Raw genomic sequence first — 17,685 nt, forward strand, 5'->3', positions numbered from 1 at the left:
CTGCAAAAACATTGTCGACCAAACAGGAATTATCGTCGTTGAATCAGAATTTTCAGACCTGAGAACGGCCATCATGATAGAAATAATTTAATCCGCAAGAAAATGATGCCTGGTGAAGATATTACCGGGTGTGATCTTGTACTCCAACTCTTCACCATCTTCGTAGTAGTGTAGTTTCATGTCATCGGTACCGAAAACATAAACATTCATTTCAATATTCAGATTGATATCATGTGAAAAGACTTTTTTCATCAGGTCCCAGGAACGACGAAATTCCTTACGCTCATTTTTAGACAACTCTGATACATGCATATGAATGGTATTTGAGCTAATGTACCCCTCACGCAGTTCAACTTTCACTTCACTCAGTCCAATTTCCCTCGCCTTCTGTCCCTGGTCATACATATGCCGAGCAACCCGATCATGATTCTCAATTGATAGTAGTCTTTCCTTTACGGAATTATCAGACAAATCATGATAACGGTATTTATCATACATCCACTGATCGCTAACCTCGACAATTGAAAAGAGAAGGGTATCATAAATGAGAAGTGAATAGAAATTGACAGGCACGAGAATCATGGTGAAATTTTGATGCTCGGAAAAATGCTTCACGAACACATCGAGATCCTCCCCGACTCCAATATCCTTTTTCTTAATGTTCAACTTATCCATGTCAATATGATGCCCCTGTTCTAATAAGAACTCCAGAAATGCCCTGGAACTGGCAAACTGATGAACCATATCCTCAATCTGATCAATATGGTTTTCCTTGATGTATTCCTTCATGGTTTCCCCGACCTCGACATACTGCTTGGTGCTTTGGGCGGAGGCAATAGATAATTGGATCATCAGAATGATGATCGAGACAAGAATAGGTTTGATGGTTTTCATCGCTATTGGTTGAATTCCTAAAAATAAGTAAAGGAAGGGTGAACACAAACTTCAGGCCATCTAAGAAGTTTTCAGCGTCACGATTCAGACATTCTTAATACACTCTCCTTATCAATATCCAGGGATATTCTGTCCCCAACTTGAAACTGTTTTTGGCCATCCAATACGTAGAGTAGCTTTTTGGGAGAAATTTCTACCATCAAAACCTGGTGGGCACCTCTGTACATCAGCTCCTTAATTTCAAATCCCCGGGAATCCCTTTGTTTAGCCCTAATATTCTCAATGCGAATGGCTTGTCCTTCATTCTCCAGTCCTAGCTTTTTAGCCATCGCCGGGCTTAACTTGTTGATTGGGCCGAGTAATGATGCAATATCAAAATTCAATGGATTATCATAGATAGACTTTGGAGTTCCCTCCTGCTTCATCTCGCCATCAATCAGAACAATCATTTTGTCCGCAATCATCGCATCTCTTACATCATGAGTTACCAACAAAACGGCAGTATTGGTCTCCCGGGCCAGCCTTCTGACCTCTGCCAGACACAGCGCTGCATTCATGGGATCGAGTGCACTAAATGGCTCATCCATTAGGAGGACCTCAGGCTCCGTGGACATGGCCATGGCGATCGCCAACCGTTGTTGCTGTCCACCGGAAAGACCCCTCGGATAATGACCTTCAAACTCACGCAGTCTAAAAAAATCGATTAAGTAATCCACTCGCTCAGACCGGTATTCAGAGGTATAGCCAGTCAAAGCGGCGTTGAGATTCCCTCGAAGGGTTAGGTTAGGCCCAAGATCATACTGTTGATGTACTAATTTGATCTCCTCATAGCCTGGCACCAATCGAATCTCCGGACCTTCCATTATCTCCCCCTGAAAGTAAACTTCACCTTCATCCGGATCCAAATGACCAGCGAGCATCCTCAAAAGTGTGGATTTACCTGATCCACTCGGCCCAACAATGGATATAAAATCACCAGAGTCGATGCTCAGGGAAATATTCTTCAATACTGCCCGCTCCTCCTGGTTATAGCTGAATGAAACGGATTTAGTTTGTAATATTGCCAAACGAACTGGATTAATATTCGAACAGATCTTTTAAACCGTAAGGAGAACCTTCCACGGTAAACAACTCGCCCATTACATATCGATGCTTAGGCATGATACCCAATGATCTTAAGTCCTCCCTGTCCAGCTTAATTTCTGATGCCTTAAAATTTTCCACCAAACGATCTTCATTGACGGTTTTGGGAATGACTGCCACTCCACGTGATATCGACCAGGCAATGAGCACCTGGGCCGGTGTACAGCCATGTTTTTCTGAGATGGCTGTCACAGCAGGTTCCTGTAACAGTATGGGAAAGGGTTTTCCATGATTATCAACCTGACGATATGGGGCACCTAATGGACCGTAAGCCGTCATTAGGATATCATTTTCTCTGCAATAATCGTACAAGGTACCCTGAGGTAAGTATGGGTGCATTTCCACCTGATTCATTTCAGGTGGTATCCATGCAGCATCAATAATGGATTGCAACACGGAAATATTAGAGTTACTCAATCCAATGTGCCGGATCAATTCGTCATCGACACAATCCTCCATGGCTTCCCAGGTCTCCTCAAGCGGAGCCTCTTCAAGGCTTAACAAATCTTCTGCTCCTCCTGGTGTTTGAACGCCATGCTTATGTGCCACCGGCCAATGAATAAGATAAAGATCAAGGTAGTCAACCTTTAGATCACGGAGTGACTGCTTAACTGATGACCTCACATGCTGGGGCAAATGGCAATCATTCCAAAGTTTGGAGGTGATCCAAAGGTCCTCCCGCTGAACGTCACCCGCCTTCATAGCGTCCCTGATCGCTTCACCAACTTCCTTTTCATTTTTGTAAAAGGCGGCACAGTCAAAATGCCTGTAACCCACTTCAATTGCCATTCTAACAATATTTTTTACCAGTCCTGGTTCAGATTTAAACGTACCCAGACCTAGAATAGGCATTTCATCTTTATTAGCGAATTTGAGTGTCTTCATATCTATAGCGGAATTCAGCCTGAAACATATCTATACCCATTAAACTGGTTTTGTTTCAAAAACGGAAGATAAAAATCTTTCATCAGACAGGAAATACAGGTGTATAGAAAAACCTGTTGTACGTTTCACATTGAAACCTCATTTCTCAAAATGAGAAAATTCTCAAAAGGTAAAAACCGCCAAACAACCCACTCAATACTGAAAATAAGCGATTTACATCAAATACCCTCCCGTGGCATGGCTATTGAATCTAAATAGGCGGACTAAATATTAAAGACATGCATTACTCAAAAGTTAGTACTAGTATCTGGATTATTGCGGCCTTAGCAGGATCTTTATTGCTGGCAGCATGTAATGACGATGTTGAATCAAAAGGACAAGTAAGTGTAAGCGTAACAGATGCAGCCGTTGATGCTGAAAACATTAGTGGCGTTTATCTGTCAGTGACCGAGGTTCAGGCAAAATCTGAGTCCGGAATATCTACTGTAGCAAGATTTGATGAGCCTAAAGAATTTAATGTCATGGCCTATCAAAATGGAGAAGTGTTTGACTTAGGTGATGGAGAGCTTGCAGCCGGAATTTACAGTGAATTGAGATTGATTCTTAGCGAGGGAGGTTCCTATGTTACCTATGAAGATGGATCATCAGTAAATATGGAAGTACCAAGCGGGACAACGACAGGTTATAAGATCAAGGGTGATTTTCAAATTTCCGCAAACAATGAAACAGATTTGGTCATTGACATTGACCTGAGGAAAACCCTGGTTACCAGTGGAATCAATGAGAATGAGTATTTACTTCGTCCTACCGCAAGGCTGATTATCGGTCCGAATACTGGGACGATTACCGGTTCGGTAGAAGTTGATACAGCGAGCAATGACAGATTGGTTGTTTACGCATATGCTGAAGGAACTTTCGATAGTTCTGAAGCTGATGCCCCTGCTGAAGGGGAAGCAAGGTTCGACAACTCTATTAATAGTGCAATTGTTGCAAAAGATGGGTCTTTTACCCTGGCTTTCATGGAAGAAGGTGACTACGAACTTATCTTTTCAAACTACACCATGAATGAAGTAGAAAACTCATATGACTATGAAGCTATGATAGCTGCGAATTTATCAATCAATGGCATTTTACTGAATGACCTGGTGACAGTTGAAGCCAATTCGACAACTATGTTGCTGGTTAATTTGAACCTGTAACTATGATATACAAGGGGTGCTCAGCGCCTCTTGTTTAATGAAATTTAGATGTAACGAAAAAGTCATGAATGCAATACAAAGACTTTTTATGGCAGAGGAGAAGCAGGCGTTAAACTACCTGGTGTCTTTGGCATTCGCCGAGAAAAACCTGACCGCAAGGGATATAGAAATTCTGCAAAGTCATCTGGACTTTTTAGACTATAACCATTTCCGGGCGATTAAAGGAAAAAAAGCAATCCCTCAAGATCCATTCATTAGATTTCAGATGATCTATTTACTAGAGGAAAGCCTTATGGAAAATGGAGGGCTATCTGAAAAAGAAATTAATCTCATGAGTCGTTTGTTCTCATACTTTAGCATCCGAATAGATCGTTTAAGAGAATTATTTCAATACTTAAAAATGAACATAGCCAATGAACATGACCTGAATCAAGCTTATCACAACCTATCCTACCTTATCAACCCAGCCAAGGCATCATAAAGATTAATATCAGAACTATGAAAGTTACATTAATAAGCACTTTACCGTTTTTATTATCACTAATTTTCTCATGCAGTCAAAAAGACTACTACTCAGCAAGTAATAAGAACATCCAGCGTTTTCATACAGAAGTTGAGGAGAACACCGCAAAATATATGTTGGAACTAAACGATGATGTACTTTTACTAAAATCCATTGTAGATCTTACTAAGCGAGAGACAAAATTGACTGAAATATATCAGGACGCAACAGCCCTCGATAAAGAGCTAACCTCAATTGGCAATGAACTGAAGCTGATTGCCACGCTAAACAGAATCACTCTTTGCTCCGTATTGAGTAAAGAAAATGATGCTGCTTATCAGCGTTTTTATAAAATGGATCGAAATGAGCGCGACGAAATATTTTCAGCGACCGTTTCAAGAAAGGTAGAGGAAATAAGAAGAAAGGCAGATTCCTATGCAAATGAGGGTAACAATCTGCAGGTTCAAAAGTTTTCTTTGGAAGTTAGAGACCGAATGGAGGCTGTTTCCGAACAGTATTCATAATCTTTACATACTTTGAAACAAACCGCCATTGTTTTGACACCACTAAGAAATCGTCTTGGTTTTATACTGAATATAACACTCATCGTGCTTACCCTGGGAATATCAATCCTGGGGTTTCTCACATATAAGCACTTGAATGAAATCACTGAAAAGTTAAGGGTAGAAACCAGGCCGAACACCAATTTCCTACTCTACAAGGATATTCTCATGAATGTCTCCCAAATGGAAGACAAGGTCAACACCTATCGAATCAATGAAGACCCTTTAACGCTAAAGGATTTTTATTCACTCCATCGGGAAACCAAGAACATTATTGATTCGGCCAGCAGCCTTTATCCGAACGATCTCGATCATCGGGAAATCATGAACTCATTCACCGAGCTCTTTGATAAGTATTATTTGATCCTTGGTAAACTCAGTCAGATCGAGCGTGAAGAAGTAGAAGAAACTTTAAGTAACATCCAAACAGGTTTGCACCAACTAGCGGTGAAAGAGCAGGCAACGGACACCAGCGTGCAACAAGAGCCCGAACCAGAGATAAAAGAAGAGGAACCTAAAAGATTGCTGGACCTTTTTAAAAGGAAAAAGGAAGTCACCGAAATACCGGAAGAGGCTATCGTTGATAGTCAGGTTAAGCTCGATTCTCTGGAGCAAAACATGGAGGCGCTATTAAAATCGGTTAAGGACAACACCCTCCAGGAAGTAAAACAAAAGAAGCGTCTGGAGCTCAACTATACCTCGCAGCTCAACATCATTCAGGTGAATATGCTGGAACTGGTAGAGCAACTTGAAAGTATTGAGATCATGAGATCCAGAACCAATACTCTGAATGCCCAGGAACTCATATCAAACACGAATAATCAAATCAGTATATTTTCAGGACTGGCAACCATATTATTGATCATTACGCTGATCATCCTTTTTGTGTTTACCACTCGCAACAAACAGTACAATGCGGTACTGCAAAGGGCGAAGCAAAACGCAGAAAGTCTGGCAAAATCCAAGGAGTATTTCCTGGCAAACATGTCCCATGAGATACGAACTCCAATTAATGCAATCATAGGATTCACCAACCAGTTAGGAAAAGCGGACCTGGAAGCTCCTCAAAAAGAGCAGGTGGAAATAATTCAGAAGGCCTCAACTCATTTGCTTTCCATCCTTAACGACATACTCGACTTCACTAAACTTCAGAATGAAAAACTCAAGCTGGACAAAGAGCAGTTCTACATTAATCAGGTTGTAAAATCAACTGTACAGATACTTCAAGCCAAAGCCGAGGAAAATGGAAACGAGATAATCACTGAATTATCGGAAAACGATATAGCTGTGAATGGGGATCCTTACCGACTAAAACAGGTTATTATCAATATAGTCGGTAATAGTATCAAGTTCACCACTCACGGGGAGATTCGAATCTCTGTTGACACGTCTATTCTGGGCCCAAAAAGGCTGCTGATGGAAATGAAAATCAGTGATACCGGGATCGGTATTGCAAAGGAAAGTCAGGCTAAGGTCTTTGATGAATTTGAACAGGCACACAAATCAGCTACCACTACCGGAACAGGACTTGGGCTATCAATCGTGAAGAAGATCGTGGAGCTACATCATGGTCAGATCAGTCTAAAAAGTGAGGAAAACGTAGGCACGGAAATTACCATCATGCTGCCTTATGACATCATCCCTAAAGAGGAAATCTTAACTGAAACGGATGCTAAACTGGTTGAAAACCCAAGACTCAAAGACTTAAAGGTGCTTATTGCAGATGATGAACCGTTCAACCTTAAACTGCTGGAGGCCATACTTCAGCCCTACTCCTCTCAGATCATACAGGCTACTGACGGTCAAACTGCATTAGATTTATTGAACAGCGAAAAGTTCGATATCGCTTTACTGGATATAAAAATGCCGCATTATTCGGGGTGGCAGATTGCTCATGAAACTAGAAACGGCGAGGGTCCGAACCGTACCACTCCTTTAATCGCCCTTACAGCTACTATTGCTGAGGAAGCACAATACAAAGGATTAAAAGTGGGTTTTAACAAATTGATGAGAAAACCATTCTCTGAAAGCGAGTTGTTGAATTCGATGGCCAATGAGTTAAATATTGAAGCTGACTCAATCAATAACACACCTAATAACGAGTCTAACTATTATCAGGAGGAAATCAATACTGAGACCCTTGAGCGTCTTGGTGATCAACAGTTTGTAAAAGAAATGCTGGAATCATTCCTGGAGAGTAGCTCAAAAAATATTGAGGAGATACAACATCACCTCGAAAAAGAAAACTTAATGATGGTGAGTGAGCTGGCGCATAAGACCGTAGCTCCAATTCGTTTGCTGGACCATCAACATCTGGTTAAGGCCCTTAAGCAAATTGAAAAACTCGCTGATCAGGGTGAAAAACCTCCTAAAGATTTGGTACGGGATACCGTCAAGATGTATACAGATCTATCAAAAAACATCTCACAATATCTGCAAGGATAATTTTTTAACATTAGACATTTTATGGAATCAGGATCAAGTAATTTGAAAATTTTTGTGGTGGAAGATGACGAGTGGTATCAGAAGCTGTTGGTACATACCCTATCACTCAATCCTGATCATGAAGTTATCGCCTTCGATAATGCGAAGGATTGCCTTGATAAATTACACCAAAAGCCGGACCTGGTTACCATCGACTACCGGTTACCAGATATGAATGGAGAGGAACTTCTGGAAAGCATCTTAAGAGTAAGTCCGGAAACGGCAGTTATTGCCGTATCGGAGCAAGAAAATGTTGACACGGCGGTTTCAATGCTTAAGAAAGGAGCCTACGACTACCTGACCAAAACCAAGGATATAAGGGACAGGTTGCTTCACCTGATTGCCAATTTCTCGAAGAACGCTGATCTGCGTTCTACGATTAGCAACCTGCAAAAGGAAGTCGAACAGAAATATGACTTCCAAAATTCCATGATCGGGCAGAGTAACCGAATTAAGGAGGTTTTTAAGTTGATGCAAAAGGCCACCTCCACGAATATTACGGTCATGGTCAATGGAGAAACCGGAACCGGTAAGGAAGTCGTTGCCAAGAGTATTCATTATAATAGCATCGTCAAAGAAGGGCCATTCGTGGCGGTAAATATGAGTGCCATTCCTAAAGAACTGGCAGAAAGTGAATTATTTGGACACGAAAAAGGATCCTTTACGGGTGCAGGTCAAAGACATAAAGGAAAGTTTGAACAAGCCAAAGGGGGCACCCTGTTTCTGGATGAAATCGGTGAAATGGATATCAATCTGCAGGCTAAGCTCCTTCGGGCACTTCAGGAAAGGGAGATCACACGTGTAGGTGGTTCAGAAACCATCAAAACAGACTGCAGGATCATTGCAGCAACACACAGGAACCTGCTGGATGAAATGAAAAAAGGCAACTTCAGGGAAGACCTTTACTATCGACTCTTTGGACTTCCTATCAACCTACCTGCTCTTCGAGACAGGGATAAAGACGTGATTCTGCTGGCTAAGAACTTTGTCAAATCCTTCTGCGAAGACAACGGAATGACTGTGAAGACCCTGGATAACGCAGCGCTTCAAAAGTTGATGGCCTACTCTTTCCCTGGTAACATTCGAGAACTTAAATCCATTATGGAACTGGCCGTAGTAATGTCCGACAACGACTCAATTGGTCCGGATGATATCACCTTTGCGCAAACTGACACGGTCACGGATATTTATTCTGAAAACATGACTATGAGGGACTATGAACTCAAGATCGTTCAGGTATATCTCAAAAAGTTTGATAATGATATCAAGGCAGTGGCAAAGAAACTGGATATAGGACAATCTACCATCTATCGCATGCTTAAGGAAGTCAAATAAGTTTCAATTTTGACTCCATTTTCTCAAAATGAGAAAATACTAGTTCATTACAAATATATAATCATTTGATTTTCAGATACTTAATATCTAAATAAGTGATGGTATGAGATTTGAATCTTCATGTTGAATCAAATTAGATTCTATACATGATGGGACGATTAATGTCATTACTTGCTTTGTTGGTACTTATACCAACATTGGTTGCTGCCAATGCATTGAATACTGGTGATGATAGTTCTACGGGTATCAACCCGCCCGCAATAAATACTTTCAATTATAGTACCGCCATCGGGGTTAGGGCTATCGGAACAAGTGGGATTACCGTTAAGCACTTCACCAGAAGCACCATTGCCTTAGAAGGCATTCTTGGTTTTTGGCCAGATGCTTTTTCTGCAACACTCTTAATGGAGAAACATACCCTGGCCTTTAACGAGCCAGGACTTAGATGGTATTATGGCATTGGTGGTCATTTGGCTGCCAAATCAAACCGGGTCAGGTATGATGGACCCGGGTATCGCCGAGCCAGCGGTGACGTTGGGCTTGGAGTTGACGGTATTTTTGGTATTGAGTATAAAATACGAGAAGTGCCTATTGCTTTATGCATGGATTTAAAACCATTTTTAGAAGTAACCTCAACCGGCGCTGCCTTCGTTGCACTCGATCCAGGGTTGGGAATTAAAGTAACCTTTTAATCAATTAGATCATGGACTTACTCGCAGGAACATACATTTTGGCAGGAATCGTTTTGATCATTTACCAGGCGGTATTGATTACTATGAGCAGCGAGTCTTAAACTGCCTTGTTCCAAAAGAATCACAAAAAATCACGTAGCACATTCAATAAGAATTAAAATAGATATTGTCATGAAAAACCATTTCAAAACCATAATAATCACCGTACTAGCGGGATCAACCTTATTGTTTTCATGTACTGACCAAAAGGAAAGAGAAGAGCTCAAAAAGAAAGCTGCCATGTTGGAAGCAAAATTGATGGAGCGCGACTCGGCATATAATGAACTTATAGATATCATGTCCACAGTAGAGGGTCAGATAGCCAGCATTAAGGAAAAGGAAAACATTGTTTCTTTAAAAAGTGAAGGAGACTTTACGGATACAGAAAAAGATCAAATCATTACTGATATGGAGGCCATCGATCAGTTGATCGCTCATAGCTCCGAAACGATCAGAGAATTGTCAAATAAGCTTGAAAGGGCCGATGTATCTTCCAAATCATTTAAGAAAAAGGTCAAAGACCTGACCGCGTCCTTGGAAAACAGAAAGACGGCCATCGATGAATTAAAAGAGGTTCTGATTGCAAAAGATGTGGAGATCGCCAATTTGGTTACCCAGGTAAGCACACTTGAAACATCAATGGAGATACAAGAAGAAACCATAGACATGCAAATTGAAACCATCAACAATCAGGAAGAGCGTTTAAATACTGCATATTTCGTTGTTGGACCTGAAAAGAGTTTGATGGATCAGGGCATTGTCACTAAAGAGGGAGGTTTCCTATGGCTAGGAAAAACCACTGAACTGGAAGCCAATTCAACTAAAGAGAAATTCGTTCAAATCGATATTCGTGATACTGACAAGTTGGTCATTGACTCTAAAAAAGCAGAGTTGATCACAGAACATCCAACGGACTCATACGAGCTTATATCTGAAGGTGATAAGGTGCAATACCTTAGCATCATAAACCCAGAGAAGTTCTGGGGCATTTCTAAATTTCTGGTGATCAGTACAAAAAGTTAGTCAAGATCCAGTTTAATGTTGGCCCTGGCAGAGATGTCAGGGCTTTTTTTGTGCCACTGACAAAAAGATAAAAAAAGGGATCTGCAGCCATTGCCGTAGATCCCTTTTCTTTATGATTATTGACTTAATTAGTTCAATCTTAATCTTTTTAGAAGCTCTTTGAACCTTGGATGCCCACGCATAGGGTCCCAGATCGGGTTCACCTTCAAGAAGATAATAGCGCTACGCTTATTATCCACTGCTTCTTCCAGATGATCCATTGCACGATCAAACATACCCAGTCCAGTGAAGATTACGGCAAAGTCCAAAGCATAGGTCAGACCTTTATTGATCACTGAGCTTCGTTCAATTTCGGTAAGGTATTTCTCCGCATTCACACGGTCACCCTTTATCGCATAGGCATAACCTAACTGACTAAACGACTTCAGTGCCAGCGCTGTTTGCATATCAATGCTCTTGAACATCTCAATGGCCTCATCCAGTTTACCCTGCATAACAACGGCCCATCCTTTGTATTCCAGAACCTTTTCATGATAGGGATCTAGTTCGATCAGCTCATCATACAATTTGATCGCTGTATCATATTTTCCTTCAAGGAAATAGTTATCCGCCTGTGCTCTTTTAGCCATAAAGGATAAAGGATCCCTTTCGAGCGCACTTTTCAGCAACTTTCTGGACTCTACAAAATTCCCTTTGATGGTGTAATACAAAGATTTGGCTACCATCGCTTTGGTACTCATCTCATGAAGTTTGAGTGCCTTATTTACCATCATCAACGCCTGCTCCCAATCGTACTTTTGATATAAGTACACGTAAGACAATGCGATATAAGAACGATAGTAATCCGGATCAATTTCAATCGACTTATTAGCTGCCACCTTGGCCTCCTCATAGGATTTCACTGGTCGGGTATACCCGCCGGCAAATGATAGCCTGGTATACGCATTTGACATCATTGAATAAGCCAAAGCATAATCAGGTTCCTTTTTGATGGCCCGCTCATAACAAGTCACAGCCTTGGACAAATCCTGAAGTGACCATTTGTTATGAAAAAACAAGCCTTGCAAATAATGATCGAAAGCTTTGAAGTTTCTTGTGGCAGGAACGAAAACCGGCTTTTTGAGCTTACCGTATCCCTTCTCGTCAAGCAAATTCTTACAAAGACTGTCAACGATATCTTCTTCTATATCAAAAATGTCCGCGATCTTCTGGTCGTAACTTTGTGACCAGATTTCCTCCTCCGTTTCTGCATTATGGAGATATATACGCATCCTTACTTTGCTACCTATACGTCTCAAAGTACCGGAGACCACAAATTCAACATTGAAGTAAGTACCCACCTCCGGAATACTCATTTTTTGGTCTTTCAAACCAAAACTAGAACCTCTTGAAATTAATTTTATTCCCTCGATGCCTGTAAGTGCATCAATTATATCTTCTGAAATTCCATCGCTAAAATATTCCTGCTCAAGGCCAGCACTCATGTTGACCAAAGGCAAGATGGCGACAGAAGCATGTTGGTTCATACCCTCCTCTTTTTTATTCAGTTCAGTCGCTACAGATGTAATCATAACCTTAATAATTTAAATTAAACTGGATTATTAGACGACTTTATTTAATAAAATTACTATTTTTTTACGTTTCATACTACACATAACACGTTTCGTTAACAATTTTTTAATATTCAATCGTGTAGGCGACAAACGGTTTTGCAAAAATCCTAAAGTTTGAACGGTTTCTTATTATGATTATGATTAATTAGACGTTAAGAAATTAATCGTTCCAAGAACGGCCGAAACATAGCTTTTATGGTCAATTACTTGTTTGAATAATTCAATAACCAACGGAGTCATTGAAGGAAAGATTCAAATCACATAAAAAAAGGCCCGAATGTTCTATTCAAGCCTTTCTACTATACTGTTTTAACTTCATTTTGTAAGCTAGAGGTCTTTTACACATCGAAACCCGGTATGATTAAAACCGGAGTCCTTGCTCGAACTCATCCTTCTGGCAACACGATACCCACTGCAATAACTATCGTTACATAAAAATGAACCTCCTCGAATCACGTGTTTCGGAGAATATGGTTCTCTTGGGTCATAATAAGAGGCTGACCCTGAAGGATCCTCGACTGCTCCTTTGTCCGCATATTGCTGATACAAATTGACATCATACTTATCTTCACACCATTCCCACACATTACCAGCCATATCATAAAGTCCATATCCATTGGCAGGAAATGATTTCACTGGTGAGCTGCGCTCAAATCCATCTAAAGCATAATTCTGATACGGGAATTTGCCCTGCCAGAAATTAGCTTTTTCATATGCCTGTTCTACCGGTTCGTTACCCCACGGGTACTTCACATCATCCATTCCTCCCATAGAAGCCCACTCCCATTCTGCTTCTGTTGGCAGCCTTTTTCCAGCCCATTTTGCATAGGATTTTGCATCCTCCCATGCAATGTGCACTACCGGATGATTCATTCTGTCTTCAATAGAACTACCCGGACCTTCAGGGTGCTGCCAATCAGCCCCAGTTGTCCATTTCCACCACTGCGAATAATCATTAAGATCTACCGGCTCATTCGTCTGAGCGAACACCAACGATCCTGCTGCAAGCACAGAATCTGCCGGTTTTGGAGTACCTTCCGGAAGCTGCTTTTTCATCTCCTCCCAGTCGATATCTTTCTCGGCTACAGTCTTATATCCCGTCTCCTCAACGAACTTTTGAAACTGAGCATTGGTAACCTCTGTCTGATCCATGTAAAAGGAAGATACAGTGACACCATGTCTTGGAAATTCATCTTTGTAGGCCTGATCAGATTTCCCTCCCATCTGAAAATTTCCAGTTGGTATCAGCACCATGCCTTCCGGAACATTTTCTACCGCCTCAGACTTCCCATCTGCCTCTTTCTCCCCTGATGTATTCCCCTCGTTAGATGAACAGGCTATTGTCATTAATAACATCATCAACCAACCGGCATTTTTAAACTTCCTAAACATTTCTTTCTATTTGTTTATCCTCTCGAATTTTCGGAGTGGCTAAGGTCAGTAAATTACAAACCAAATAAAAGCCACTCATACGAGTGGCTCCCATCCCTGTAACAACTAAACCAAAATTGATTCCCAATAATTTCAATCTGACCCATCTGAACAAAACACCCCGCAAACGAGTAGTTGTCAGGCTAAGTCACTCCCGATACCTTATTCCGACAGGTGATATACCCGCCTGCAGGGGTTTTGTGGTTCTAACAAATATTCAATGACCTCCTCGGTTTAAGGTTTAAATCCTGTTTTATGAGGTTTTAAATCTGTTTCGACTAAAAAAGACCCACGAACAAGACACCTGACAGGAGTGTTTAAATAATCAAAATGTTTCTCGCGATAAAAGATGAAATCTTATGGACACTTTGAAGAAAAAGGGGCTAACGAAAATCAAACCTCAATTGATAGTAAGTCAACCATTGAGGCTATCTGACCAAATACCTTTGATATCAAATTAGATATTGAAGCACGCAACAACTTATGCTAAAAACAACGATTAAATTGACCCTTATCACGGTTCTCTTTCTTGAGACCAGTTTCAATCTTCTGACTGCTCAGAGCATTGACATTGAAGTGCCGACAGGTAGACGACTCAAGAAAATTGCAGAGGAAAAATTCATTTTCGACAGGGTATTCATAGGGGCATCCGTAGGCTACAAGGCCTGGGGTGATACTTCTTTTGCCATCCTGAAAAGGGAGTTCAATTTCGTAACCCCAACTAACGAATTCAAACAGACTTATATACACCCCGATCCCGGTACCTGGAGATGGGAACGCTGTGATCAATGGGTAGATACTGCTGCACTCAACGGACACACTATGAGGATGCACTCTCCCATAAGCCCACAGGCATCGACCTGGGCCAAAACTGACACCCGAACAGCTGGCGAACTGGAAACCAATATGACCGAGTACATGACCGAACTCTGTAAGCGGTACAATGGAGTTGAACAAATTAAATGGATGGACGTGGTTAACGAAACCGTAGAAAGAGACGGCAGCTGGTTTGGCCCAAAAGACGGAACAGATAAATGGGAAAACCCCTGGCCACTCATTGGGTATGACATCACTGAAGATGGTTTGAATCCCCCCTCCTATATCAGAATGGCCTTTGAAATCGCCAATCAATATGCACCAGACATTAAACTGGTTTACAACCAACATGGAGGTATGGAGGTAGTGATGTGGGAAAAAGTGAAAAAAACGATCCTCTATTTAAAATCACTGGGCCTGAGAGTAGATGCGCTGGGCTGGCAGGCTCACATAGCTTCCGATTTTCTGGACGACGAAACGAATATCATTAAGCTGAAAGGAATTATCGAATGGGCGCATAATAACGATCTGGAGTTTCATGTCACCGAAAATGATGTTGATGAGCTGGGTGATGAACAGGCTCAGGCGGATGTCTTCGCTGCTATCGTTAAAACAGTGGTTGAACAGGGGCTCAACGGAGTGGTTGGTTGGAATGCATGGAACATTCGAGACTCCGACGGTCAAAAGGCAGCATCCAAACCGAATTTCTTTCGTCAGGACGGATCACCCAAGCCAGGTTATTATGCCATTCAGGAAGTGCTGGAAAACGTTGTACATTCTGCGGAGCTTACTTCGCGGGTCTTTGGACAAGGAGAAATTACGCTAGCTCCGGGACATTATCTTCTGAATTCCTCGCTGAACCTTGCCGCCATTCCGGCCAAAGGATACGCATTTTGGAAATGGGATGGTGATCTGTCGGGTTCAGATAGCCTGAAAACGCTGGTAATGGACGCTGATAAATATGTAGCAGCCTATTTTCTTCAAGAGGACGATCCGAGACTCGTTCTTGGATCAGCCAATTCAGATTTAGATATTATGATTTATCCCAACCCTGTCAATCATCGAAAAATCAATATTTCCTTACCCGGCACCAAACCTCAGCAAGTACAGTATCAACTTTACGATGCAGCTGGCAAGGTGATCTCGCAAAATCAATATGATCAAACCAAAATGATCGAAATTGAAAGGGATGCAGACTGGAATTCGGGCATTTATATCCTTCACATAATAGTAGACGATCAAGTAATACAGAAAAAATTGGTTCTTAATTAGTACCCCAATGAAAACATACAGAACAATATTTATAGCCCTGTTAATTCTGGGCATCATTTTACCCACAACCCTTTTCGGGAATGGTTCTAATCCAATCAAGAAAAAGAAACAACCGAATGTGGTCTTCTTCCTGGTAGACGATCTTGGATGGAAAGATGTGAGCTATGCCGGCTCACCACTCTATGAAACTCCCAACATTGACGCGGCGGCAAAAAGAGGAGTGATCTTCACCCAGGCATACGCAGCACATCCCCGATGTGTCCCCTCGCGATACGCGATGATCACGGGCAAATACCCGGCAAGAATACAATGTCCGGGTCCGGGTGAGGGCGCATTGAAGGATGAAGAGAGGACGATGGCCGAACCATTTAAAGAAGCGGGATATACCACCTTCTTCGCCGGCAAATGGCATTTATCCTCAGCGGAATCCTATCCTGACACGCAGGGATTTGACTACAACTATGGCGGTGGACATGCCGGAGCTCCAAAATCCTATTTTTATCCTTACAACACTCAAACATCAGGAAAAGGTAACGGCCATGAAAAAGACATCCTGAACCTGGATGATGTAGAAGCAGGCAAGTATCTGAGCGACCACCTTACGGACAAAACGGTATCATTCATCCAAAATCATAAGGACACACCATTCTTCATCTATCTGGCCCATTACGGCGTACACACTCCTTTTGAAGCGAAGGAGGAAAAGGTAAAGGCCTACCAAAAAAAGGTTAAAGACCTGTATGGGGATGAGGAAGTACCCGAAGTGTCGCACGAAAACTGGACAGGAGACACCAAGCTTCGACAAGACAACCCTGTTTATGCAGGCATGATCGAGAGCATCGATGAAAGCTTCGGCAGGGTGATGGCCGAATTAGAGGCGCAGGGAATCGCGGACAACACGATCATTGTGTTCACCTCAGATCATGGAGGGCTTTCCAACAGGGGCAATGGCCGAAGACTGGCGACTTCAAACCTACCGCTACGAGCAGGGAAAGGGCATAATTACGAAGGAGGCATCAAGGTTCCTATGTTTGTCACCTGGGCGAACGGTATTAAGCCCGGAAACTCTAACACCCTTGTGACCGGAACGGACTACTTCCCTACACTTTTGGATCTGTGTGGATTACCACCAGAAGAATCTGCGCACCTTGATGGGGTAAGTTTCGCTCCCTCGCTGCTTAAAGGAAAAACTCAAAATACCGACAGGCCTGTCTTTTGGCATTCACCTGTACCTCGTCCAACGAGCACAGGAGACCAATCCAATACCTCCGTCCGACTGGGTGACTTCAAGCTGCTGGACTTCTATGAATTCAACAAGGTAGAGCTATATAACCTGGCCGATGATCCGGAAGAACAAAATAACCTATCGGATTCCATGCCTGAAAAACGGGATGAGTTAATCACAATAATAAACAATTGGAGAACGGAAGTAGTTGCTTATATGGGAAAGCCTAATAAAGTGGATAAAAAGAAGAAGGGTAAGAAAAAGAAGGATATCCAATAGGTCTTTTCAATCAGTATTTTTTAACCAAAACCGTCGCCTGATTAGGTGACGGTTTTTCTGTGATTATTGCTACTTACACAATGAAGGGTATGAAAATTCATCAGTTCGCAAGACCTGATGGGATTTCTAACCGTTCCCCGCATTCACCTCCAAAGATGCTTTCAGGACTGACTTGCTGGCGGGTAATTGATACTGAAAACTGTTCGTGGATCCATCGGGTCGAAAGGCCAGACGAGAAAGGTCAAAAAAATGTCCATCACAAAAGTGGCGGACATTTATTTAACCAAACT

The 17,685-nt window shown here is 41.9% G+C and carries 14 protein-coding genes; 9 read left to right on the plus strand and 5 right to left on the minus strand.

Going from position 1 to position 17,685, the window contains the following annotated elements; translation table 11 throughout:
* Nucleotides 1-87: 87 nt before the first annotated feature.
* From NXR94_RS08330 to NXR94_RS08340, 3 genes are all read right to left on the minus strand, one after another.
* Nucleotides 88-894 (minus strand): hypothetical protein, encoded by an 807-nt coding sequence (locus tag NXR94_RS08330; RefSeq protein ID WP_258104158.1) that lies wholly within the window; start codon nucleotides 892-894, stop codon nucleotides 88-90.
* Nucleotides 895-971: 77 nt separating this feature from the next.
* On the minus strand, nucleotides 972-1,961 hold the full coding sequence (locus NXR94_RS08335) for an ABC transporter ATP-binding protein (protein WP_258104159.1): 990 nt from the start codon (nucleotides 1,959-1,961) through the stop codon (nucleotides 972-974).
* Between the two features lie 10 nt (nucleotides 1,962-1,971).
* Nucleotides 1,972-2,922, minus strand: coding sequence for an aldo/keto reductase (locus NXR94_RS08340; RefSeq protein ID WP_258104160.1), 951 nt, complete (start codon nucleotides 2,920-2,922; stop codon nucleotides 1,972-1,974).
* 278 nt (nucleotides 2,923-3,200) lie between these two features.
* Between NXR94_RS08340 and NXR94_RS08345 the strand changes: the two genes are divergently transcribed.
* From NXR94_RS08345 to NXR94_RS08375, 7 genes are all read left to right on the plus strand, one after another.
* Nucleotides 3,201-4,121, plus strand: a complete 921-nt coding sequence (locus NXR94_RS08345) for a DUF4382 domain-containing protein (RefSeq protein ID WP_258104161.1) — start codon at nucleotides 3,201-3,203, stop codon at nucleotides 4,119-4,121.
* A gap of 64 nt (nucleotides 4,122-4,185) precedes the next feature.
* A complete protein-coding gene (locus NXR94_RS08350; protein ID WP_258104162.1) occupies nucleotides 4,186-4,602 on the plus strand; it encodes a hypothetical protein in 417 nt (138 codons plus the stop codon).
* A 17-nt stretch (nucleotides 4,603-4,619) separates the two neighbouring features.
* Nucleotides 4,620-5,147 (plus strand): hypothetical protein, encoded by a 528-nt coding sequence (locus NXR94_RS08355; protein ID WP_258104163.1) that lies wholly within the window; start codon nucleotides 4,620-4,622, stop codon nucleotides 5,145-5,147.
* A 33-nt stretch (nucleotides 5,148-5,180) separates the two neighbouring features.
* The gene (locus NXR94_RS08360) at nucleotides 5,181-7,631 is read left to right on the plus strand and encodes an ATP-binding protein (RefSeq protein ID WP_258104164.1); all 2,451 of its coding nucleotides are present in this window, start codon (nucleotides 5,181-5,183) and stop codon (nucleotides 7,629-7,631) included.
* A gap of 21 nt (nucleotides 7,632-7,652) precedes the next feature.
* Nucleotides 7,653-9,005, plus strand: coding sequence for a sigma-54 dependent transcriptional regulator (locus tag NXR94_RS08365; protein WP_258104165.1), 1,353 nt, complete (start codon nucleotides 7,653-7,655; stop codon nucleotides 9,003-9,005).
* 146 nt (nucleotides 9,006-9,151) lie between these two features.
* Nucleotides 9,152-9,697 (plus strand): hypothetical protein, encoded by a 546-nt coding sequence (locus NXR94_RS08370; RefSeq protein ID WP_258104166.1) that lies wholly within the window; start codon nucleotides 9,152-9,154, stop codon nucleotides 9,695-9,697.
* A 171-nt stretch (nucleotides 9,698-9,868) separates the two neighbouring features.
* Entirely contained in the window at nucleotides 9,869-10,759 is an 891-nt protein-coding gene (locus NXR94_RS08375) for a hypothetical protein (RefSeq protein ID WP_258104167.1), read from the plus strand.
* Between the two features lie 128 nt (nucleotides 10,760-10,887).
* On the opposite strand, the gene NXR94_RS08380 is transcribed toward NXR94_RS08375, so the two are convergent.
* The gene (locus NXR94_RS08380; protein WP_258104168.1) at nucleotides 10,888-12,330 is read right to left on the minus strand and encodes a tetratricopeptide repeat protein; all 1,443 of its coding nucleotides are present in this window, start codon (nucleotides 12,328-12,330) and stop codon (nucleotides 10,888-10,890) included.
* A gap of 369 nt (nucleotides 12,331-12,699) precedes the next feature.
* Complete coding sequence (locus tag NXR94_RS08385) at nucleotides 12,700-13,731, minus strand: formylglycine-generating enzyme family protein (protein ID WP_258104169.1); 1,032 nt, start codon at nucleotides 13,729-13,731, stop codon at nucleotides 12,700-12,702.
* Nucleotides 13,732-14,307: 576 nt separating this feature from the next.
* On the opposite strand from NXR94_RS08385, the gene NXR94_RS08390 reads away from it, so the two are divergent.
* Together NXR94_RS08390 and NXR94_RS08395 are read left to right on the plus strand one after the other, a co-directional pair.
* Nucleotides 14,308-15,891 carry an endo-1,4-beta-xylanase gene (locus NXR94_RS08390; protein ID WP_258104170.1) on the plus strand — a complete coding sequence of 528 codons (1,584 nt, stop codon included), beginning with the start codon at nucleotides 14,308-14,310 and terminating at the stop codon, nucleotides 15,889-15,891.
* Nucleotides 15,892-15,898: 7 nt separating this feature from the next.
* Nucleotides 15,899-17,395: a sulfatase gene (locus NXR94_RS08395; protein ID WP_258104171.1), complete on the plus strand. Its 1,497-nt coding sequence runs from the start codon at nucleotides 15,899-15,901 to the stop codon at nucleotides 17,393-17,395.
* Nucleotides 17,396-17,685 lie beyond the last annotated feature (290 nt).

It is taken from the genome of Marinoscillum sp. MHG1-6, from assembly GCF_024714475.1.
Classification (GTDB): Bacteria; Bacteroidota; Bacteroidia; order Cytophagales; family Cyclobacteriaceae; genus JAMZMI01.

Excerpts from the sequence above, each read along its gene's own strand:
- NXR94_RS08330 (WP_258104158.1), bottom strand. The coding sequence starts at position 894 with ATGAAAACCATCAAACCTATTCTTGTCTCGATCATCATTCTGATGATC.
- NXR94_RS08340 (WP_258104160.1), bottom strand. The coding sequence starts at position 2,922 with ATGAAGACACTCAAATTCGCTAATAAAGATGAAATGCCTATTCTAGGT.
- NXR94_RS08345 (WP_258104161.1), top strand. The coding sequence starts at position 3,201 with ATGCATTACTCAAAAGTTAGTACTAGTATCTGGATTATTGCGGCCTTA.
- NXR94_RS08350 (WP_258104162.1), top strand. The coding sequence starts at position 4,186 with ATGAATGCAATACAAAGACTTTTTATGGCAGAGGAGAAGCAGGCGTTA.
- NXR94_RS08355 (WP_258104163.1), top strand. The coding sequence starts at position 4,620 with ATGAAAGTTACATTAATAAGCACTTTACCGTTTTTATTATCACTAATT.
- NXR94_RS08365 (WP_258104165.1), top strand. The coding sequence starts at position 7,653 with ATGGAATCAGGATCAAGTAATTTGAAAATTTTTGTGGTGGAAGATGAC.
- NXR94_RS08370 (WP_258104166.1), top strand. The coding sequence starts at position 9,152 with ATGATGGGACGATTAATGTCATTACTTGCTTTGTTGGTACTTATACCA.
- NXR94_RS08375 (WP_258104167.1), top strand. The coding sequence starts at position 9,869 with ATGAAAAACCATTTCAAAACCATAATAATCACCGTACTAGCGGGATCA.
- NXR94_RS08380 (WP_258104168.1), bottom strand. The coding sequence starts at position 12,330 with ATGATTACATCTGTAGCGACTGAACTGAATAAAAAAGAGGAGGGTATG.
- NXR94_RS08385 (WP_258104169.1), bottom strand. The coding sequence starts at position 13,731 with ATGATGTTATTAATGACAATAGCCTGTTCATCTAACGAGGGGAATACA.
- NXR94_RS08395 (WP_258104171.1), top strand. The coding sequence starts at position 15,899 with ATGAAAACATACAGAACAATATTTATAGCCCTGTTAATTCTGGGCATC.